Source organism: Streptomyces sp. NPDC127068, from assembly GCF_042724695.1.
Lineage (GTDB): Bacteria > Actinomycetota > Actinomycetes > Streptomycetales > Streptomycetaceae > Streptomyces.
Genome location: NZ_JBHXEN010000014.1, coordinates 32,546 through 52,635 on the forward strand (window position 1 = coordinate 32,546; position 20,090 = coordinate 52,635).

Sequence of the window (20,090 nt, forward strand, 5' to 3'; positions counted from 1 at the left end):
GTCTGTGGGCGTCAGCGCTGAACGGCGGCCAGTGATTCCCGCGCGGCGGATTCGACCGCCTCGGAGGTGATGCCGAACTCGCGGAACAGGACCTTGCCGTCCGCCGAGGCACCGAAGTGCTCCAGCGACACGATGCGGCCCGCGTCACCGACGTAGCGGTGCCAGGTCAGCCCGATGCCCGCCTCGACGGCGACCCGTGCCTTCACGGACGGCGGCAGCACCGCGTCCTTGTACTCCTGGGTCTGCTCCTCGAACCACTCCACGGACGGCATGGACACCACCCGGGTGGGCACGCCGGACGCCTGGAGCCGCTCCCGGGCCTCCACCGCCAGGTGCACCTCGGAACCCGTGCCGATCAGCAGCACCTCGGGGGCGCCGCCCTCCGCCTCGAACAGTACGTAGCCGCCCTTGGCCGCGTCCTCGTTCGGGTCGTACGTGGGAACGCCCTGCCGGGTCAGTGCGAGACCGTGCGGGGCGCCCTTGCCGAACACCTTGGTGTAGCGGCGCAGGATCTCCCGCCAGGCGATCGCCGTCTCGTTGGCGTCGGCCGGGCGGACCACGTTCAGCCCGGGGATCGCCCGCAGCGACGCGACGTGCTCGACCGGCTGGTGGGTCGGACCGTCCTCGCCGAGGCCGATCGAGTCGTGCGTCCACACGTACGTCACCGGCAGGTGCATCAGCGCGGACAGCCGCACCGCGTTGCGCATGTAGTCGGAGAACACGAGGAACGTGCCGCCGTAGACACGGGTGTTGCCGTGCAGCGCGATGCCGTTCATCTCCGCGGCCATCGAGTGCTCGCGGATGCCGAAGTGGATGGTCCGGCCGTACGGCTGGGCCTCCGGCAGCGGGTTGTCGGCGGGGAGGAACGACGAGTTCTTGTCGATCGTCGTGTTGTTCGAGCCGGCGAGGTCGGCGGAACCGCCCCACAGCTCGGGGATCACCGCGCCGAGCGCCTGGAGCACCTTGCCGGACGCGGCCCGGGTCGCGACGCCCTTGCCGGTCTCGAAGACCGGGAGCTTGTCCTCCCAGCCGGCCGGCAGCTCACCGGCCGAGATGCGGTCGAACTCGGCGGCCCGCTCGACGTTCGCGGTGCGCCAGGCGGCGAGACCCTTCTCCCACTCGCCCCGGGCCTCGCGACCGCGGTCCAGCGCGCCCCGGGTGTGGGCCAGGACCTCGTCGGTGACCTCGAAGCTCTGCTCGGGGTCGAAACCGAGGACGCGCTTGGTGGCCGCGACCTCGTCGTCGCCGAGCGCCGAGCCGTGCGCGGCCTCGGTGTTCTGGGCGTTGGGCGCGGGCCAGGCGATGATCGAGCGCATCGCGATGAAGGAGGGGCGCTCCGTCTCGGCCTTGGCGGCCTGGATCGCCGTGTACAGCGCCTGCGGGTCGAGGTCGCCGTTGGCCTTCGGCTCCACGCGCTGCACGTGCCACCCGTACGCCTCGTACCGCTTGGCGGTGTCCTCGGACACGGCGGTCTCGGTGTCGCCCTCGATCGAGATGTGGTTGTCGTCCCACAGCATGACCAGGTTGCCGAGCTTCTGGTGACCGGCCAGCGAGGACGCCTCGGCGGCGATGCCCTCCTGGAGGCAGCCGTCACCGGCGATCACGAAGACGTGGTGGTCGAAGGGGGAGGCGCCGGTGGCGGCCTCCGGGTCGAACAGACCGCGCTCGTAACGGGCGGCCATCGCCATGCCCACGGCGTTGGCGACACCCTGGCCGAGCGGCCCGGTCGTCGTCTCGACGCCGGCGGTGTGGCCGTACTCCGGGTGGCCCGGGGTCTTCGAGCCCCAGGTGCGGAACGCCTTCAGGTCGTCCAGTTCCAGGCCGAAGCCGGCGAGGTAGAGCTGGATGTACAGCGTCAGGGACGAGTGTCCCGCGGACAGTACGAACCGGTCGCGGCCCGTCCAGTCGGGGTCCGCGGGGTCGTGTCGCATCACCTTCTGGAAGAGGGTGTAGGCGGCCGGGGCAAGGCTCATCGCGGTGCCCGGATGGCCGTTGCCGACCTTCTGCACGGCGTCAGCGGCAAGGACACGGGAGGTGTCCACGGCACGCTGGTCCAGTTCGGTCCATTCAAGGGCTGTCGTGGTCGGCTTGGTGCTCACCCTGGGTCAGGGCTCCTCTCCACATGCTCGGGACATTCGGGATGGCGGACGCCCGGGGCCCGCGTGCGCGGTGGGACGTCCGCCTGCTCGGCATGGCGCCGAAACCGGTGTGTCCGAGAGCCCACCGGCTTGCTGCCGAGCCTACCGTCGTCGTCACGTGCACTTTTCGGCTCATTTCCAGACTGCCGGGGCTCGGCGCGGTTCGCCTCTCGGGGCGCTGACCTCCTCCGTCCCCCCTTTCGCTGCCGCCCCACCCGTCCGATCGGGCTGCCGCCGCCGCCCCGGCTCCTCCCGCCGCCCCCACCACACCGTCGACCGGGTGCTCCGCGGGCCCGTGCACGGCGAACGGCGAAGTCCGCCCGTGGCCGGAGCCGGTTGTTCCGCCGACGTCCTGCCGACGTCCCCCGAACGGCCCCGCGCCCGCCGGCAGGGGGTGAACGACGAGGTCGCGCACCTCCTCACGAGCACCCCTCAACACGAGCGACCCCCGCGAAGGGCGAGGTAAGGGCAACGTCTACAGTGGCGTGGTACGCGCGAGCCTTTACCCGGACTTCACAGGTCTAAGGCTTGCTTTGATGTCTCTGTCAGGGGTGTGCGTGACGGCCGTTGAATCCCGTCCGGCGGGAATGCTGCGGACGAGCCGGGGACACCGGCCGCTGCGAGCCCGGGTCATGGCGTTCGTGGCGCTGACCAAGCCGCGGATCATCGAACTGCTGTTGATCACCACGATCCCCGTGATGTTCCTGGCCCAGCAGGGCGTGCCCGATCTGAAGCTCGTCCTGATGACGACGATCGGCGGCTACCTCTCCGCGGGCGGCGCCAACGCGCTGAACATGTACATCGACCGGGACATCGACGCCCTGATGGAGCGGACCGCCCGGCGGCCACTGGTCACCGGAATGGTCTCGCCCCGCGAGACGCTCGTCTTCGGCCTCGCGCTCGCCGTCATCTCCACCCTGTGGTTCGGCTACTTCGTCAACTGGCTCTCCGCCTGGCTCTCCCTCGGCGCACTCCTCTTCTACGTGGTCGTCTACACGATGATCCTGAAGCGGCGCACCACTCAGAACATCGTCTGGGGCGGGATCGCGGGCTGCATGCCGGTGCTGATCGGGTGGTCGGCCGTCACCAACTCGGTCTCCTGGGCCGCGGTCATCCTCTTCCTGGTCATCTTCTTCTGGACGCCGCCGCACTACTGGCCGCTCTCGATGAAGGTCAAGGAGGACTACGCGCGGGTGGGCGTGCCGATGCTGCCCGTACTGGCCTCCAACAAGGTGGTCGCCCGACAGATCGTGGCGTACAGCTGGCTGATGGTCGCGGTGTCGCTGCTGCTGACCCCGCTGGGGTACACCGGCTGGTTCTACACCGCGGTCGCCCTCGCCACCGGCGGTTGGTGGCTGTGGGAGGCGCATGCGCTGCTCGCCCGGGCGAAGAGCGGGGTCACCGGGGCGAAGCTTAAGGAGATGCGGCTGTTCCACTGGTCCATCACCTACGTCTCGCTGCTCTTCGTGGCCGTCGCCGTGGACCCGTTCCTGCGCTGACCCGGTCGGCGCCGCGCGTGGGCCACGACACGTTCCCCACTGACCTACTCGTCGGTAGGCTCACTTCATGGACAACGTGAACGCGCAGAGCGCTCCCGGCGAAGACGGCGGCGTCAGCAAGTGGACGGCGGCCCGTGCGGAACGCCGTGAGCGTCGGTTGGCCAAGGAGATCGGTGCCTTCGCCGCGGCGCACGGGGGAGCGGAGGGGCAGGTCGCCCACCTCGGGCGCAAGGGTGCTCGGATCGTCCTCGTCGGTGCTGACGGGGCGTGGGGGGACCTGGTGGTTCCGTCCTGCGAGGTCGCGGCTGCGGTGGTGGCCAGGGCCGGGATCACGGTGCACGAGGCGTTCGACGGTGAGTTTGCGGCGCGGGTTCGTACCGGGCCGTACGAGTGGTCCCGGATGGCCGGTATCCAGGTCGGCGGCTCTTCGGCACCGTGAGACGGTGCGCTCCGCTGGGCCTGCGTAGTTCGGCTGCGGTCCGCCCCTCGGGTACGTCCCCCTGAACGTGTGCGGTTCGCTTGCCGTGCGTCCGATGTTCGCGCAGTTCCCCGCGCCCCTTGGGTGCGTTCTGCTGAACGTGCGCGGTCCGGCTGCCGTGCGTCCGGTGTTCGCGCAGTTCCCCGCGCCCCTTGGGTGCGTTCTGCTGAACGTGCGCGGTTCGCTTGCCGTGCGTCCGGTGTTCGCGCAGTTCCCCGCGCCCCTTATCGGGGCCCGTTGTCCGGCTCGCACCCGCTGGTAGCGCCCCGATAGGGGCGCGGGGAACTGCGCAATCCCACGACGTACCCGCAGGGGACAGCGCACGTGCCGAGGATGCGCCCGATAGGGGGCGCGGGGAACTGCGCGAAATCCACGGCGCACCCGCACGGGACAGCGCACCCGCGGGGAACTGCGCAAACCCGCCAACGCCCCCGCACGGGCCAACGTGCCCCGCACGCGTCCCGGCCGTTATCCCAGGGAAGGTGTCAGGGATCATCGGTCGAAACGAGGAGCGCGCCATGGGTACCAGGGACGCCAGCGACGGACGTGCGGCGCAGCCGGAGTGGCGGGTCCGAGCCGCGGAACTGGCCGCCCGAGGCGTCGAGACCGTGGCCCTGACCATCGTCGACAACGCCGGGATCTGCCGCGCCAAGACCTTCCCCCTGGCCCGGCTCACCGAGGTCGCCGAACGGGGCGTCGGCATGGCCCCCTGCTTCGACGTCTACACCTCCGCCGACCGCATGGTCAGCTCACCGCACCTCGGCGGCCCCGACGGGGACCTGCGCCTCTTCCCCGACCCGGACCGCATCGTCCCGCTGGCCGCCCAGCCCGGCTGGGCCTGGTCGCCCGCCGACCGCTACGAACAGGACGGCCGTCCCTACGCCTCCTGCCAGCGCCTGTTCGCCCGGGCCGCCGCCGACCGGGCCGCCGCGCTGGGGTTCACCCTGACCATGGGGTTCGAGACCGAGTGGATCCTGCGGCGCCCGGACGGCACCTGCCCCACCACCGGGCCCGCCTACGGCATGACCCGGATCGTGGAACTCGCCGACTACGGCCGTGACCTGCTGCGGGCCCTCACCGACCAGGGCGTACGGGTGCTCCAGTTCCACCCCGAGTACTCACCCGGCCAGTTCGAGATCTCCACCGCCCCCGCCGACGGCCCGGTCGCCGCGGCCGACGACCTCGTCCTCGTCCGCGAGACCATCCGCGCGGTCAGTGCCCGGCACGGGCTGCGCGCCTCCTTCGCGCCGACCTTCACCGCCGGCGAGGTCGGCAACGGCTGCCACCTCCACCTCGGTCTGCACCGCGACGGCACCGACCTGCACCGCGACCCCAGCGCACCGTACGGCCTCGCCCCCGACGCGGCGGCCTTCCTCGCCGGGGTCCTGGACCGGCTGCCCGCGCTGCTCGCCGTCGGCGCCCCGTCCCCGGCGAGCTACCTACGACTGGCTCCCTCCCGCTGGGCGGGTGCCTACCGCTGCTGGGGGGTGGAGAACCGGGAGGCCGCGCTGCGCCTGATCCCCGGCGACGGACACGCCGAGCTGAAGTGCTTCGACGCCACCGCCAACCCGTACCTCCTCGCCGGCAGCGTCATCATCGCCGGCCTCGCGGGCATCGCCGAAGGGGCCAAGCTCCCCGACCCGGTGACGGGCGACCCCGCCGGCCTCGCCGACGTACCGCGGCTCCCCCGCTCACTGGGCGAGGCGGTCGACCACCTCACCGCCAGCGACGAACTGCGCCAGGCCATGGGCGAGGTCCTGTACGGGGCCGTGCTCGCGGTGCGGCGGGCCGAGGCCGAGGACTTCGCGGACAGCGCCCCGGAGCGCATCGCCGCCGACACCCGCTGGCGGTACTGATGTTCGACCTGCCCCCGCTCGTGGACCACCACTGCCACGGCGTGCTCCTCGACGACCCGGACGCCGACGTGTTCGCCTCGTACCTCACCGAGTCCGACGCCCCGGCCGCGCCCGGCACCAGCTTCTTCGACACCCAGGCAGGCTTCGCCGTCCGCCGCTGGTGCCCACCGCTGCTCGGCCTCGACCCGTACACCTCACCGGCCCGCTACCTGGCCCGCCGCCGCGAACTCGGCGCGGCGGAGGCCAACCGCAGGCTCCTGGGCGCCACCGGCATCGGCACCTTCCTGGTCGACACCGGACTGCCCGGCGACCTCACCACCCCCGAGGAACTGTCCCGAGCGGGGGGCGGGCGGGCCCGGGAGATCGTCCGGCTCGAAGTCCTCGCCGAGCGGGCGGCCGACGCCTTCGACGACGCCCGGACGTTCGTGGACGCCCTGGACGCCTCGGTGGACTCCGCGGCGCGGACCGCCGCCGGGTTCAAGTCCGTGGTCGCCTACCGGCACGGTCTCGCCCTCGCCCCCGAGGCCCCGACCGCCGCCGAGGTGCTGACCGCTGCCGGACAGTGGCTCGGCGCCCGCAGCCCCGGGGACCGGCTCACCCACCCGGTCCTCCTGCGCCACCTGCTGTGGACCGCGGTCGACACCGGGCTGCCGCTCCAGCTGCACACCGGCTTCGGGGACCCCGACCTACGGCTCGACCACGCGGACCCGCTGCTGCTCACCGACTTCGTGAAGGCCACCGCCGGGAGCGGCTGCGACCTGGTGCTGCTGCACGGCTACCCCTACCACCGGGGCGCGGGCTACCTCGCGGCCGTCTTCCCGCACGTCTACGCCGACATGGGGCTCACCCTCGGCCACACCGGAGCCCGCGCCCGGGCGCTGCTCGCGGAGATGCTGGAGCTCACCCCGTTCGGCAAGCTGCTGTTCTCCACCGACGGCTACGCCCTGCCGGAGCTGTACGTGATCGGGGCCCGACTGTTCCGCACCGCCCTGGAGGAGCTGTTGGGCGAGTGGGTGCGCGACGGCTCCTGGGGGTACCCGGACGCCCACCGGGTGGCGAAGATGCTGGCCTCGGCCAACGCCCGCCGCGTCTACCGGCTCTGACGCCGAAGGGGCCACGGGAGCGGTGCTCCGGTGGCCCCGGTGAGGCGTACGACCCCGGTGGGGTCAGACGGACGACAGTGCGGAACCGCTCCGGGCGGGCACCGGCACCGGCAGCTCCGGTCGCTCCCGTAGCGCGAGCAGCACCCGTAGGGTCGCGATCCACACCAGGCACGAGCCCAGCATGTGCGCCCCGACCAAGACCTCCGGCAGGTCCGTGAAGTACTGCACGTACCCGATGGCGCCCTGGGCCATGAGGATCAGGAACAGGTCCCGGGACCGGTTCAGCGGACCGCGGGGCGCGTCCACCGCCTTCAGCACGAACCACAGCGCGAAGGTCAGGGAGACCACGACCCAGGCGAGGACCGCGTGCACCTTGGTGACGGCCTCCCAGTCGACGTCCATCCGGGGCACGTCGCTGGAGTCACCCGCGTGCGGCCCCGCACCGGTGACCACCGTGCCGACGGCGATCAGCAGTCCCGTCACCACGACCATCACCCAGACCAGCTGCTGCACGGCCTTGCCGACCAGCGGCTTGGGCGGTGCGTCGCCCTCCCGGGAGCGCTGCCACATCACCGTCGCCACCGCGATCAGGGCGGTGGACAGCAGGAAGTGGGCGGCGACCGTGTACGGGTTGAGGCCCACCAGAACGACGATGCCCCCCAGCACCGCATTGCCCATGACCAGCCAGAACTGGGCCCAGCCGAGCCGGGTCAGGGAGCGTCGCCACGGCTTCTGCGAACGGGCGGCGATGATGGCCCAGCCGACGGCCGCGCACAGCACGTACGTCAGCAGCCGGTTGCCGAACTCGATGATCCCGTGGAGGCCCATCTCCCGGGTCGTGGTCAGCGAGTCGTCGGTGCACTTGGGCCAGGTCGGGCACCCGAGGCCGGAGCCCGTGAGCCGGACGGCCCCGCCGGTGACGACGATGACGACCATCATCACGAGCGCCGCCATGGCGGCGCGCTGCACGATGCGGGTGGTGGGGGTCCAACGATCGGCGATGTAGGCGAGCGGGTTGCGCGCGGCCTCAACGAGGTCGTCTCGGGTCACTTTTGGCACGTGCACATGGTAGGCGGGTGCTTGTGCACGCCTTCACGAGGGGGACGTTTCGCGTGCCCCCGCGTCGGACGGCGCTCACTCCCAGCGGAAGAAGCGCCCCGCCGCACCCAGCCCCGCGACCGCCCACACCGCGAGGACGCCCAGGTCACGCCAGGGAATCCCGGCGCCGTCCCGCAAGACGTCACGCAGTCCCTCGGACAGCGCGGCGATCGGAAGGAACTCCAGCACGGTGCGTGCCGCCTCCGGGAACCTGTCCAGCGGCACCACCACGCCGCCGCCCATCAGCAGCAACAGGAAGACCAGATTCGCGGCAGCGAGCGTCGCCTCGGCCCGCAGCGTCCCGGCCATCAGCAGCCCGAGACCCGAGAAGGCGGCCGTGCCGAGCGCGAGCAGCAGCAGCACGGTCAGCGGGTTGCCGTGCGGCGACCAGCCGAGGGCGAGCGCGATCACGGTCAGCAGCGCCACCTGGAGCACCTCGACCACCAGGACCGACAGGGACTTGGCGGTCATCAGCCCCCAGCGCGGCAGCGGGGAGACGGCGAGGCGCTTCAGCACGCCGTACCGCCGTTCGAAGCCGGTGGCGATGGCCTGGCCGGTGAACGCCGTCGACATCACGGCGAGGGCCAGGACCCCCGGTGCGAGGAAGTCGACGGCCTTCCCCTCCCCGGTGTCCACGATGTCGACCGAGCTGAACAGGGCGAGCAGCAGGGCCGGGATGATCACCGTCAGCAGCAGCTGTTCGCCGTTGCGCAGCAGCATCCTGGTCTCCAGGACGGCCTGCGCGGCGATCATCCGGGGCAGCGGGGCCGCCCCGGGGCGGGGCACGAAGGTGCCGGGTCCCCCACCCGCGCGGGCGGGCGTGTCGGCGGCGGTGTTCGCCTCGGCGGTCATGAGCGCAGCTCCCTACCGGTCAGCTCCAGGAAGACGTCCTCCAAGGTGTGCCGCTCCACCGAGATCCGGTCCGGCATCACCCCGTGCTGCGCGCACCAGGAGGTGACGGTGGCCAGCAGCTGCGGGTCGACGGTCCCCGCGACGCGGTACGCGCCGGGGCTCACCTCGTCGACCTGGGAGTCCGGGGGCAGGGCCTTGAGCAGGGCGCCGACGTCCAGTCCGACGCGTCCGGTGAAGCGCAGGGTGTTCTCGGCGCCGCCCCGGCACAGCTGCTCGGGGGAGCCCTGGGCGATGACCCGGCCGGCGTCGATGATCGCGACGTCGTCGGCGAGCTGCTCGGCCTCGTCCATGTGGTGCGTGGTGAGCACGACGCTCACCCCGTCGGCGCGCAGGTCGCGGACGAGGCCCCAGGCGGCGCGGCGGGCCTGGGGGTCGAGTCCGGCGGTGGGCTCGTCGAGGAAGACCAGCTCGGGGCGGCCCACGACGGCCATGGCCAGCGCGAGCCGCTGCTGCTGCCCGCCGGAGAGCCGCCGGTAGGTGGTGCGTCCGCAGCTGTCGAGGCCGAGCCGGTCGATCAGTGCCGGTACGTCGAGGGGGTGGGCGTGCAGCCGGGCGACGTGGTGCAGCATCTCGTCGGCGCGGGCGCCGGAGTACACGCCGCCGGACTGGAGCATCACCCCGATCCGGGGGCGCAGCGCCGCGGCGTCGCGCTGGGGGTCGAGGCCGAGGACGCGGACGGTGCCGGCGTCCGGTGCGCGGTAGCCCTCGCAGACCTCGATGGTGGAGGTCTTGCCGGCGCCGTTGGGGCCGAGCACGGCGGTGATCCCGGGCCCGGCGACCAGGTCGAGGCCGTTGACGGCGGTCTTGGGGCGCCTGGTTCCGTACCGCTTCACCAGGCCCTGGACCTGGAGGACGGGCTCGCTTCGCATGAGGCGCAAGTCTAGGGAGCCGTGCCGGGTGCCGGGGTCGCGGGGTGCCCCGCCGGCCGGCGGGGCGCGGGGGCGGAGCGGGGCACCGGGCCGGATGGGGGACACTGTGCGGGCGCTCTGAGCGGGGCGGCCGGGCGGGTTCCGGCTTCCTTAGCAGACCAGAGCCGGTTAGGTAACCCTTAGTGATGGATGCCACCGTGTTGGCTGACCTCGGTCGCTTGTCCGCCCTCGGGGAATTACGCAACAATGGCGTTGTGAAATACGTCGGCGAGGTCCGGGCAGCCCCTCAGGGGGTGCCGCAGGAAGACTCCGCGACCGGTGAGCGTTCGACGCGCAACCGTGTCGCGCGCTCCATCCTGGACCACGGCCCGTCGACGGTGGCCGACCTCGCGGGCCGGCTCGGCCTCACCCAGGCCGCCGTCCGGCGCCATCTGGACGCACTGGTGGGCGACGACGTCGTCGAGGCCCGCGAACAGCGCGTCTACGGGGCCCGTACCCGGGGTCGACCCGCCAAGGTCTTCGTGCTGACCGACTGTGGCCGCGACGCCTTCGACCAGTCGTACGACAAGCTGGCCGCCGACGCGCTGCGCTGGATCGCGCGGACCGCCGGCGGCGGCGCCGTCGGCGAGGCCGCCGTCGCCGCCTTCGCGCGCGACCGGATCGAGACCCTGGCCGAGTCGTACCGCGCCGCGATCGAGGCCGCGCCGCCCGAGAAGCGGACCGAGGCGCTGGCCAGGGCCCTCACCGCCGACGGGTACGCTGCTACGGCGCGTAGCGCGCCCGGCAGCCAGCGCGGCGAGCAGTTGTGTCAGCACCACTGCCCGGTCGCCCACGTGGCGGAGCAGTATCCACAGCTGTGCGAGGCCGAGACGGAGATCTTCTCCCGTCTCCTCGGGACGCACGTCCAGCGGCTGGCGACCATCGCCCACGGCGACGGCGTCTGCACCACGTACATCCCGAACGCCCCGGACGGTGCGGACGCCCTCGCGGCGCCCGACCCGGACGGACCCCGTCAGCCGCCGGACCCACCGGGCCGGACGGCACCGCGCACACCACCCCGAACAGAGCGTCACCCATCAGCAAGCACGGCCGGGAGGAACCCCGCATGACTCTCCCCACGGAGACTGCCCACCCCGAACTAGAGGGCCTGGGTACGTACGAATACGGCTGGGCCGACTCCGACGAAGCCGGTGCCTCCGCCAAGCGCGGACTGGGCGAGGACGTCGTCCGGGACATCTCGGCCAAGAAGGACGAGCCGGAGTGGATGACCAAGCTCCGTCTCAAGGGCCTGCGCCTGTTCGACAAGAAGCCCATGCCGAGCTGGGGCTCGGACCTGTCGGGCATCGACTTCGACAACATCAAGTACTTCGTGCGTTCCACGGAGAAGCAGGCGGAGTCCTGGGAGGACCTGCCCGAGGACATCAAGAACACGTACGACAGGCTCGGCATCCCCGAGGCCGAGAAGCAGCGCCTGGTCGCCGGTGTCGCCGCGCAGTACGAGTCCGAGGTCGTCTACCACCAGATCCGCGAGGACCTGGAGGAGCAGGGCGTCATCTTCCTGGACACGGACACCGCGCTCAAGGAGCACCCGGAGCTGTTCAAGGAGTACTTCGGCACCGTCATCCCCGTCGGTGACAACAAGTTCGCCTCGCTGAACACGGCCGTGTGGTCCGGCGGCTCCTTCATCTACGTCCCCAAGGGCGTGCAGGTGGAGATCCCGCTCCAGGCCTACTTCCGCATCAACACGGAGAACATGGGCCAGTTCGAGCGGACGCTGATCATCGTCGACGAGGACGCCTACGTCCACTACGTCGAGGGCTGCACCGCGCCGATCTACAAGTCGGACTCCCTGCACTCCGCGGTGGTCGAGATCATCGTGAAGAAGGGCGCCCGCTGCCGCTACACGACGATCCAGAACTGGTCGAACAACGTCTACAACCTGGTCACCAAGCGCGCCGTGGCCTACGAGGGCGCGACCATGGAGTGGGTCGACGGCAACATCGGCTCCAAGGTCACCATGAAGTACCCGGCCGTCTACCTGATGGGCGAGCACGCCAAGGGCGAGACCCTGTCGATCGCCTTCGCGGGCGCGGGCCAGCACCAGGACGCGGGCGCCAAGATGGTCCACATGGCCCCCAACACCTCCTCGAACATCGTCTCCAAGTCGGTGGCCCGGGGCGGCGGACGCACCTCGTACCGCGGCCTCATCGAGATCGGTGAGGGCGCGCCCGGCGCCAAGTCGAACGTGCTGTGCGACGCACTGCTCGTGGACACGATCTCCCGCTCGGACACCTACCCCTACGTGGACGTCCGCGAGGACGACGTGTCGATGGGGCACGAGGCGACCGTCTCCAAGGTCTCCGAGGACCAGCTCTTCTACCTGATGAGCCGCGGCCTCACCGAGTTCGAGGCGATGGCGATGATCGTGCGCGGCTTCGTCGAGCCGATCGCCAAGGAGCTGCCCATGGAGTACGCCCTTGAGCTGAACCGGCTGATCGAGCTCCAGATGGAGGGCGCGGTCGGCTGACCCGGCCCCCGCCCCCCGGGGCCCGCGCGGCCCCCGCAGCGTCACGTCTTCATCAGAAAGCGAGCACCAAGACAGCCATGGCTGAGGCTCAGAACACCCCGGTGGGGTCCACCACCGCAGGCGCCATCGCGGTGGCGGCGGAGTCGACCGTCGCCACCCGCATGAGCGCGCCGCCGTCCTTCGACGTCGCGGACTTCCCCGTGCCGCACGGCCGGGAGGAGGAGTGGCGGTTCACCCCGCTGAACCGACTGCGCGGGCTGCACGACGGCACCGCCGTCGCCACCGACTCCGGCGTCAAGGTCGTGGTCGACGCGCCCGCCGCCGTCACCGTCGAGACCGTGGGCCGCGAGGACGCCCGTCTCGGCCGGGCCGGCACCCCCGTCGACCGGGTCGCCGCACAGGCGTACTCCGGCTTCACCACGGCGACCGTGGTGACCGTGCCCAAGGACACCGTCCTGACCGAGCCGGTCCGCATCGCCGTGCACGGCGAGGGCGGCACCGCCTACGGCCACCAGGTCGTCGAGCTGGGCGCCTTCGCCGAAGCCGTCGTGGTCGTGGACCACACCGGTGACGCCGTGTTCGCCTCCAACGTGGACTACGTCCTCGGGGACGGCGCCAAGCTCACCGTGGTCTCCGTCCAGGACTGGGACGACACCGCCGTCCACGTCGCCCAGCACAACGCGCTGATCGGTCGGGACGCCTCCTTCCGCTCCGTCGTGGTCACCTTCGGCGGCGACCTGGTCCGTCTCCACCCCCGGGTCGCCTACGCCGCGCCCGGTGGCGAGGCCGAGCTGTTCGGGCTGTACTTCACCGACCGCGGGCAGCACCAGGAGCACCGCCTCCTGGTCGACCACAACACGCCGCACTGCAAGTCCAACGCCGTCTACAAGGGCGCGCTCCAGGGGCAGGGCGCGCACGCGGTGTGGATCGGCGACGTGCTCATCCAGGCCGCGGCCGAGGGCACCGACACCTACGAGATGAACCGGAACCTCGTCCTCACCGACGGCGCCCGGGTCGACTCGGTCCCCAACCTGGAGATCGAGACCGGCGAGATCGTCGGTGCCGGACACGCCTCCGCGACCGGCCGCTTCGACGACGAGCAGCTCTTCTACCTGATGGCCCGCGGCATCCCCCAGCACGAGGCCCGGCGCCTCGTCGTGCGCGGCTTCTTCGCCGAGCTGGTCCAGCAGATCGGACTGCCCGACGTCGAGGAGCGGCTGATCGCCAAGATCGAGCGAGAGCTGGAGGCTTCCGTCGCATGACGTACGTACGCGCCTGCGGACTGAGCGAGCTGGAGGACGACACCCCGATGCGGGTGGAGCTCGACGGCCTGCCCGTCTCGGTCGTACGCACCGAAGGCGAGGTGTTCGCCATCTACGACATCTGCTCCCACGCGAACGTCTCCCTGTCGGAGGGCGAGGTGGAGGACTGTCAGATCGAGTGCTGGCTGCACGGCTCCAGCTTCGACCTCCGCACCGGCAAGCCGTCCGGCCTTCCCGCGACGCGCCCCGTCCCCGTATACCCCGTAAAGATCGAAGGGGACGATGTGCTCGTCTCCCTCACCCAGGAGTCCTGAGGCACCCATGGCAACGCTTGAAATCCGAGACCTGCACGTCACCGTCGAGGCCGACAACGCCACGAAGGAGATCCTCAAGGGCGTCGACCTGACCGTGAAGCAGGGCGAGACGCACGCCATCATGGGCCCCAACGGCTCCGGCAAGTCGACCCTCGCCTATTCGCTGGCGGGTCACCCCAAGTACCAGATCACCGGCGGCACCGTCACCCTCGACGGCGAGGACGTCCTGGAGATGTCCGTCGACGAGCGGGCCCGCGCCGGCCTGTTCCTCGCCATGCAGTACCCGGTCGAGATCCCCGGCGTCTCCGTCTCCAACTTCCTGCGCACCTCCGCCACCGCCGTCCGCGGTGAGGCCCCCAAGCTGCGGACGTGGGTCAAGGAGGTCAAGGAGACCATGGAGCGCCTCCACATGGACCCGGCCTTCGCCGAGCGCAACGTCAACGAGGGCTTCTCCGGCGGCGAGAAGAAGCGCCACGAGATCCTCCAGCTCGAACTGCTCAAGCCGAAGGTGGCCATCCTCGACGAGACCGACTCCGGCCTCGACGTGGACGCCCTGCGCGTGGTGTCCGAGGGCGTCAACCGCGTCCGCGAGACCGGCGAGGTGGGCACCCTGCTCATCACGCACTACACCCGCATCCTGCGGTACATCAAGCCCGACTACGTCCATGTCTTCGCCAACGGTCGGATCGCCGAGTCCGGCGGCGCCGAACTCGCCGACAAGCTGGAGAACGAGGGCTACGAGGCGTACGTGAAGGGAGGCGCGTCCGCGTGACAGCAGCCCGACAGGGGCTCCCCGGTCTCCTCGACACTGAGGCGCTCCGCAAGGACTTCCCGATCTTGGACCGGGTGATCCACGACGGGAAGAAGCTCGTCTACCTGGACAACGCGGCGACCTCGCAGACGCCGCGCCAGGTACTCGACGTGATCGCCGAGTACTACGAACAGCACAACGCCAACGTCCACCGCGGTGTGCACGTGCTCGCCGAGGAGGCCACCGCGCTGTACGAGGGCGCGCGCGACAAGGTCGCCGCGTTCATCAACGCGCCCAGCCGCGACGAGGTGATCTTCACCAAGAACGCCTCGGAGTCGCTGAACCTGGTGGCCAACATGCTCGGTTGGGCCGACGAGCCCTACCGGGTGGACCAGCACACCGAGATCGTCATCACGGAGATGGAGCACCACTCCAACATCGTGCCCTGGCAGCTGCTCTCGCAGCGCACCGGCGCGAAGCTGAAGTGGTTCGGCCTCACCGACGACGGCCGGCTCGACCTGTCGAACATCGAGGAGGTCATCACCGAGAAGACGAAGATCGTCTCCTTCGTGCTGGTCTCCAACATCCTCGGCACCGTCAACCCGGTCGAAGCCATCGTGCGCCGTGCCCAGGAGGTCGGGGCCCTGGTCCTGATCGACGCCTCCCAGGCCGCCCCGCACATGCCGATGGACGTCCAGGCGCTCCAGGCCGACTTCGTGGCCTTCACCGGTCACAAGATGTGCGGACCGACGGGCATCGGGGTGCTGTGGGGTCGCCAGGAGCTCCTGGAGGACCTGCCCCCGTTCCTCGGCGGCGGCGAGATGATCGAGACGGTGTCCATGCACTCCTCGACCTACGCCCCGGCCCCGCACAAGTTCGAGGCGGGCACCCCGCCGATCGCCCAGGCCGTGGCCCTGGGCGCGGCGGTGGACTACCTCAGCGGCATCGGCATGGAGCGGATCGCCCAGCACGAGCACGCCCTCACGGAGTACGCCGTCAAGCGGCTCCTGGACGTGCCCGACCTGCGGATCATCGGCCCCACCACGGCCGAGGACCGGGGCGCCGCGATCTCCTTCACCCTCGGCGACATCCACCCGCACGACGTGGGTCAGGTGCTCGACGAGGAGGGCATCGCGGTCCGGGTCGGCCACCACTGCGCGCGGCCGGTCTGCCTGCGGTACGGAATTCCCGCGACCACCAGGGCGTCGTTCTATCTGTACTCCACTCCGGCCGAGATCGACGCACTGGTCGACGGGTTGGAACACGTACGGAACTTCTTCGGCTAGGGGTCACACGGTGAAGCTTGATTCGATGTACCAGGACGTCATCCTCGACCACTACAAGCACCCGCACGGGCGTGGTCTGAGGGACGGTGACGCCGAGGTGCACCACGTCAACCCGACGTGCGGCGACGAGATCACGCTCCGGGTCAAGTACGACGGGCAGCGGATCGTCGACATCTCCTACGAGGGCCAGGGCTGCTCGATCAGCCAGGCCAGCGCGTCGGTGCTGAACGACCTGCTCGTGGGCAAGGAACTCGCCGAGGCCCAGAAGATCCAGGGCGTGTTCCTTGAGCTGATGCAGTCCAAGGGCCGGGTGGAACCGGACGACGAGATGGAAGAGCTCCTGGAGGACGCGGTCGCGTTCGCCGGGGTCTCCAAGTACCCGGCACGGGTGAAGTGCGCCCTGCTGAGCTGGATGGCCTGGAAGGATGCGACGGCCCAGGCCCTCGCGGAGGAGGCGAAGACCGCATGACGGACAACGACACCCTGATGAAGCCCGCCTCGGAGGAAGAGGTCCGCGAGGCGCTGCTCGACGTGGTCGACCCCGAGCTGGGGATCGACGTGGTCAATCTGGGGCTGATCTACGGCGTCCACGTGGACGACGCCAACATCGCCACCATCGACATGACGCTGACCTCGGCGGCCTGTCCGCTGACCGACGTCATCGAGGACCAGGCGAAGTCGGCCACCGAGGGCCTGGTCAGCGAACTGCGCATCAACTGGGTGTGGATGCCGCCGTGGGGTCCGGACAAGATCACGGACGACGGCCGTGAGCAGTTGAGGGCCCTCGGGTTCAACGTCTGAGCCCGTCCCCGCCGTACTGCGAGGGGTGCCACCGCGATCCGGTGGCACCCCTCGGGCGTGTTCCCGGGACCGCCACCCCACCCCGGCCCACCACGAGCGGCGCTCGATGCGCTTCAGGACCGGCTGAGCCGCCATCTCCGGGGACCGTCGCGGACGGCCCCGCCCAGCGCGCGAGCGGTGGCGTCATCGGCGCTCTGCCCTGAGCACGGCGGGAGTACCGTGGCAGCGTGGCAAACGAAGACTTGGGGAAGACCCTGCGCCGCCTGCGCCGTCTGGCCGCCTTGACCCAAGAAGGGTTGTCCGAACGCTCTGGCGTGTCAGTCGATGTGATCCGTCAGCTCGAACAGCGGCGGAAGCACTCGGCACGGCTCCCCACGCTTCACGCTCTCGCCAACGGTTTGGGCGTGGAGCTGACCACACTGCTGGGCGACCCCCCTGCGGTCTCGGCAAGCGGAGAGAGCGACGGGCCGCGCTTCGTCGCCGTGCGCAGGGCGATCATGCCCGTACTGTGGGGGCCACAGCCGGAGCCGACCGGCCAGGACTTCTCTACGGACCAATTGCGCGAGCACATCGCAGACGGCTGGTCTCAGTACCACGCAGCCGAGTTCGACACGGTGATGAAGAGTCTCCCCGACCTGATCACCGACGCGCGTTCAGCCACGGTGTCCGGAAGCGACGAGGACCGCAAGGCCGGTTTCGCAGCCCTGGGCAAGGCACTCCAGCTCGCCGGGCACGTCGCCGTGCGCATGGGCAAGACAGACCTTGCCCTCACGAGCCTGGAGCGGGCCATGGACGCAGCGGAGCATTCCGCGGACCCGCTCTTGGTTCCCATGATCGTGAACTCTGTCGCCTGGACCTACCAGCGGCAAGGTCGCCTGGAAGACGCCCTGGGGATCGCCCTTCGCGCGGCTGAAGCCATCGAAAGCGGCGGCCACACGGACACGGCCGACGGGCTGAAGGTGTGGGGTGCCCTCACCATGAGTGCTGCTACGTCGGCCGCACGCAGCGGCGACTACGAGCGGGCGGCCGAGCTGATGGCGGGAGCGGAGAAGGAAGCGGCCCGTGTCTCCGAGCTGCCTGCGGGCGCTGACCACCGCATGGTCAGCGTCTTCAGCCCGTCGTCGGTGCGCATCGAACGCGTCCGCCTCGCCGTGCAGTACGGGCACCCGCACGACGCCTTGGCGCTCGCCAAGGGAATGCGGCTGAGCAAAGACACTCCGCCGTCCTGGCGGACGTGGCTGCTGCTGGACGTGGCCCGAGCACACACGGACACCGGGGATGCCGCCGGAGCGGTGAAGGCGCTGGAGTCCCTGCGCCGGGTGGCGCCCACCTGGATGCAGCACCACACGTTGGCCGTGGCCATAGTTCGGGACCTCTGGGCTCTCCCCCACCACCCGCCGGGACTTCGACCGCTGGCCGAGTTCCTGGGGGTCAGCGAATAGCGTGCGGAAAGTGGGACGTTGCGCCCCTGTCAACGTCCCTGGCGTGTCGCTTTCATGAGCGGACAGCACCCCGGCGGCCGTGCGACCGGCCCTGGGGCTCGGCCGATCTGAGAGAGCAGACCGACATGCCGCAACCTGCAACGCGGGCTCGCAGGACCGGACACCCCGGGTACAGCGAGACTCTGCCCCGTCAGCCCGAGAGCGCCGCGCCGGCCCGACGCCTGGTCCGCGCCGCGTGTGCCGTGTGGCGCCTGGACGACCTGGCGGAGGACGGCGCCCTGATCGTCTCCGAACTCGTGTCGAATGCCGTCCAGCACGCCCGCCGGGAATCCATCCGGATCACCATCGAGCGCCCCGGGACGGGGCGCGTGCGCGTCGGCGTCGTGGACTTCTCCCGGGTGTCCCCGGTTCGCGGGGAGCCGGACCCGGAGCGCGAGAGCGGGCGCGGCCTCGCGCTCGTGGCGGAGTTGGCTGAGAACTGGGGAACCGAGTCGTTGCCCTGGGGCAAGCGAGTCTGGGCAGAACTGCACGGGAAGGCACAAGGATGAGCACGCGCGCAGTGGTCCGGCGCGAGACATGAACCGTGAGCCGGACGCAGAGCCGGTGACGTACGCTCACACGGGACGGCGTGATGGTGCGGATGTCTCACGGAATGACCGTCCCTGTGTGGCCGATTCGCCTCTGACCTGGTCTCTGTGGACTGATGGGACGCTGCGAGTACCGGGTGGACAACCCCTAAGATTCCCTCATGACCGACACGACTGCTGCACGCACCACCGGCGCCGTTGCCGCCGGGCTCGCCACCGTCACCCCCGACGGCACCGTCCTCGACACCTGGTTCCCCGCCCCGGAACTCACCTCCGAGCCCGGCCCGGCCGGCACCGAGCGGCTGACCGCCGAGCACGCGGCGAAACTCCTCGGTGAGGGTGCCGTCAAGGCGGTGGGCGCCGACGCCCGCCGCGGTGTCGAGGTCGTCGCGGTCCGCACGGTCATCGCCTCCCTGGACGACAAGCCGCTCGACGCCCACGACGCCTACCTGCGGCTGCACCTGCTCTCCCACCGGCTGGTCAAGCCGCACGGCCAGAGCCTCGACGGAGTGTTCGGGCTGCTCGCCAACGTCGCCTGGACCTCGCTGGGTCCGGTCGCCGTCGACGACATCGAGAAGGTCCGCCTCAACGCCCGCGCCGAAGGCCTCCACCTCCAGGTGACCTCCGTCGACAAGTTCCCCCGGATGACGGACTACGTCGTCCCGACCGGGGTGCGGATCGCGGACGCCGACCGGGTCCGCCTCGGCGCGCACCTGTCCGCCGGCACCACGGTCATGCACGAGGGCTTCGTCAACTTCAACGCCGGCACGCTCGGCACCTCCATGGTCGAGGGCCGCATCTCCGCGGGCGTCGTCGTGGGCGACGGCTCCGACATCGGCGGCGGCGCCTCCACGATGGGCACCCTCTCCGGCGGCGGCAGCGTCATCATCTCCATCGGCGAGCGCTGCCTGGTCGGCGCGGAGGCGGGCGTCGGCATCGCCCTCGGCGACGAGTGCGTCGTCGAGGCGGGCCTGTACGTGACCGCCGGCACCCGCGTCACGCTGCCCGACGGCCAGATCGTCAAGGCCCGTGAGCTGTCCGGCGCCTCGCACATCCTCTTCCGCCGCAACTCCGTCACCGGCGCCGTGGAGGCCCGCCCGAACAACGCCGTCTGGGGCGGCCTGAACGAGGTCCTGCACAGCCACAACTGACCCGTGGCCCCGAGGG

Annotated in this window: 19 protein-coding genes; 15 read left to right on the forward strand and 4 right to left on the reverse strand. The window is 70.8% G+C overall.

Annotated features, from left to right (window positions below):
- Positions 1-11 precede the first annotated feature (11 nt).
- Complete coding sequence (gene tkt, locus ACFWIA_RS11250; RefSeq protein WP_387002677.1) at positions 12-2,099, reverse strand: transketolase; 2,088 nt, start codon at positions 2,097-2,099, stop codon at positions 12-14.
- 596 nt (positions 2,100-2,695) lie between these two features.
- On the opposite strand from tkt, the gene ACFWIA_RS11255 reads away from it, so the two are divergent.
- The 4 genes from ACFWIA_RS11255 (at position 2,696) to ACFWIA_RS11270 (ending at position 7,074) form a co-directional block, all read left to right on the forward strand.
- Complete coding sequence (locus tag ACFWIA_RS11255; protein WP_385485342.1) at positions 2,696-3,637, forward strand: heme o synthase; 942 nt, start codon at positions 2,696-2,698, stop codon at positions 3,635-3,637.
- A 67-nt stretch (positions 3,638-3,704) separates the two neighbouring features.
- Positions 3,705-4,076, forward strand: coding sequence for a hypothetical protein (locus ACFWIA_RS11260; RefSeq protein ID WP_387002680.1), 372 nt, complete (start codon positions 3,705-3,707; stop codon positions 4,074-4,076).
- Positions 4,077-4,633: 557 nt separating this feature from the next.
- Positions 4,634-5,971, forward strand: coding sequence for a glutamine synthetase (locus ACFWIA_RS11265; RefSeq protein ID WP_387002681.1), 1,338 nt, complete (start codon positions 4,634-4,636; stop codon positions 5,969-5,971).
- Complete coding sequence (locus ACFWIA_RS11270) at positions 5,971-7,074, forward strand: amidohydrolase family protein (protein WP_387002683.1); 1,104 nt, start codon at positions 5,971-5,973, stop codon at positions 7,072-7,074. The genes ACFWIA_RS11265 and ACFWIA_RS11270 overlap by 1 nt, the downstream gene beginning before the upstream one ends.
- Before the next feature lie 63 nt (positions 7,075-7,137).
- Here ACFWIA_RS11270 and ACFWIA_RS11275 read toward each other — a convergent pair whose 3' ends face one another.
- The 3 genes from ACFWIA_RS11275 to ACFWIA_RS11285 form a co-directional block, all read right to left on the reverse strand.
- Positions 7,138-8,124: a heme A synthase gene (locus ACFWIA_RS11275; RefSeq protein WP_387002868.1), complete on the reverse strand. Its 987-nt coding sequence runs from the start codon at positions 8,122-8,124 to the stop codon at positions 7,138-7,140.
- Positions 8,125-8,208: 84 nt separating this feature from the next.
- The gene (locus tag ACFWIA_RS11280) at positions 8,209-9,024 is read right to left on the reverse strand and encodes an ABC transporter permease (protein WP_387002685.1); all 816 of its coding nucleotides are present in this window, start codon (positions 9,022-9,024) and stop codon (positions 8,209-8,211) included.
- Positions 9,021-9,953: an ABC transporter ATP-binding protein gene (locus tag ACFWIA_RS11285; RefSeq protein WP_387002687.1), complete on the reverse strand. Its 933-nt coding sequence runs from the start codon at positions 9,951-9,953 to the stop codon at positions 9,021-9,023. The genes ACFWIA_RS11280 and ACFWIA_RS11285 overlap by 4 nt, the downstream gene beginning before the upstream one ends.
- A gap of 254 nt (positions 9,954-10,207) precedes the next feature.
- On the opposite strand from ACFWIA_RS11285, the gene ACFWIA_RS11290 reads away from it, so the two are divergent.
- From ACFWIA_RS11290 to dapD, 11 genes are all read left to right on the forward strand, one after another.
- Positions 10,208-11,062 (forward strand): helix-turn-helix transcriptional regulator, encoded by an 855-nt coding sequence (locus ACFWIA_RS11290; RefSeq protein WP_387002689.1) that lies wholly within the window; start codon positions 10,208-10,210, stop codon positions 11,060-11,062.
- A complete protein-coding gene (sufB, locus tag ACFWIA_RS11295) occupies positions 11,059-12,480 on the forward strand; it encodes a Fe-S cluster assembly protein SufB (protein WP_387002691.1) in 1,422 nt (473 codons plus the stop codon). Before ACFWIA_RS11290 ends, sufB begins: the two co-directional genes overlap by 4 nt.
- A 77-nt stretch (positions 12,481-12,557) precedes the next feature.
- Positions 12,558-13,742, forward strand: a complete 1,185-nt coding sequence (gene sufD, locus ACFWIA_RS11300) for a Fe-S cluster assembly protein SufD (RefSeq protein WP_387002693.1) — start codon at positions 12,558-12,560, stop codon at positions 13,740-13,742.
- A complete protein-coding gene (locus ACFWIA_RS11305; protein WP_385485322.1) occupies positions 13,739-14,056 on the forward strand; it encodes a non-heme iron oxygenase ferredoxin subunit in 318 nt (105 codons plus the stop codon). Before sufD ends, ACFWIA_RS11305 begins: the two co-directional genes overlap by 4 nt.
- A gap of 7 nt (positions 14,057-14,063) precedes the next feature.
- Entirely contained in the window at positions 14,064-14,828 is a 765-nt protein-coding gene (sufC, locus tag ACFWIA_RS11310) for a Fe-S cluster assembly ATPase SufC (RefSeq protein ID WP_387002695.1), read from the forward strand.
- A complete protein-coding gene (locus ACFWIA_RS11315) occupies positions 14,825-16,093 on the forward strand; it encodes a cysteine desulfurase (RefSeq protein ID WP_385485318.1) in 1,269 nt (422 codons plus the stop codon). Before sufC ends, ACFWIA_RS11315 begins: the two co-directional genes overlap by 4 nt.
- A gap of 10 nt (positions 16,094-16,103) precedes the next feature.
- Positions 16,104-16,562: a Fe-S cluster assembly sulfur transfer protein SufU gene (sufU, locus tag ACFWIA_RS11320; protein ID WP_387002697.1), complete on the forward strand. Its 459-nt coding sequence runs from the start codon at positions 16,104-16,106 to the stop codon at positions 16,560-16,562.
- Entirely contained in the window at positions 16,559-16,894 is a 336-nt protein-coding gene (locus ACFWIA_RS11325; RefSeq protein WP_385485314.1) for a metal-sulfur cluster assembly factor, read from the forward strand. Before sufU ends, ACFWIA_RS11325 begins: the two co-directional genes overlap by 4 nt.
- 227 nt (positions 16,895-17,121) lie before the next feature.
- Complete coding sequence (locus ACFWIA_RS11330; RefSeq protein WP_387002699.1) at positions 17,122-18,336, forward strand: helix-turn-helix domain-containing protein; 1,215 nt, start codon at positions 17,122-17,124, stop codon at positions 18,334-18,336.
- 125 nt (positions 18,337-18,461) lie between these two features.
- Positions 18,462-18,884, forward strand: coding sequence for an ATP-binding protein (locus tag ACFWIA_RS11335; RefSeq protein ID WP_387002701.1), 423 nt, complete (start codon positions 18,462-18,464; stop codon positions 18,882-18,884).
- Between the two features lie 200 nt (positions 18,885-19,084).
- On the forward strand, positions 19,085-20,074 hold the full coding sequence (gene dapD, locus ACFWIA_RS11340; protein ID WP_387002703.1) for a 2,3,4,5-tetrahydropyridine-2,6-dicarboxylate N-succinyltransferase: 990 nt from the start codon (positions 19,085-19,087) through the stop codon (positions 20,072-20,074).
- Positions 20,075-20,090: the final 16 nt, after the last annotated feature.

What these genes read in the sequence shown, in the direction of transcription:
- ACFWIA_RS11280 (WP_387002685.1), bottom strand. Translation starts at nt 9,024, where the DNA reads ATGACCGCCGAGGCGAACACCGCCGCCGACACGCCCGCCCGCGCGGGT.
- sufB (WP_387002691.1), top strand. Translation starts at nt 11,059, where the DNA reads ATGACTCTCCCCACGGAGACTGCCCACCCCGAACTAGAGGGCCTGGGT.
- ACFWIA_RS11335 (WP_387002701.1), top strand. Translation starts at nt 18,462, where the DNA reads ATGCCGCAACCTGCAACGCGGGCTCGCAGGACCGGACACCCCGGGTAC.
- ACFWIA_RS11270 (WP_387002683.1), top strand. Translation starts at nt 5,971, where the DNA reads ATGTTCGACCTGCCCCCGCTCGTGGACCACCACTGCCACGGCGTGCTC.
- ACFWIA_RS11260 (WP_387002680.1), top strand. Translation starts at nt 3,705, where the DNA reads ATGGACAACGTGAACGCGCAGAGCGCTCCCGGCGAAGACGGCGGCGTC.
- ACFWIA_RS11325 (WP_385485314.1), top strand. Translation starts at nt 16,559, where the DNA reads ATGACGGACAACGACACCCTGATGAAGCCCGCCTCGGAGGAAGAGGTC.
- sufD (WP_387002693.1), top strand. Translation starts at nt 12,558, where the DNA reads ATGGCTGAGGCTCAGAACACCCCGGTGGGGTCCACCACCGCAGGCGCC.
- ACFWIA_RS11265 (WP_387002681.1), top strand. Translation starts at nt 4,634, where the DNA reads ATGGGTACCAGGGACGCCAGCGACGGACGTGCGGCGCAGCCGGAGTGG.
- ACFWIA_RS11285 (WP_387002687.1), bottom strand. Translation starts at nt 9,953, where the DNA reads ATGCGAAGCGAGCCCGTCCTCCAGGTCCAGGGCCTGGTGAAGCGGTAC.
- dapD (WP_387002703.1), top strand. Translation starts at nt 19,085, where the DNA reads ATGACCGACACGACTGCTGCACGCACCACCGGCGCCGTTGCCGCCGGG.
- ACFWIA_RS11305 (WP_385485322.1), top strand. Translation starts at nt 13,739, where the DNA reads ATGACGTACGTACGCGCCTGCGGACTGAGCGAGCTGGAGGACGACACC.
- sufC (WP_387002695.1), top strand. Translation starts at nt 14,064, where the DNA reads ATGGCAACGCTTGAAATCCGAGACCTGCACGTCACCGTCGAGGCCGAC.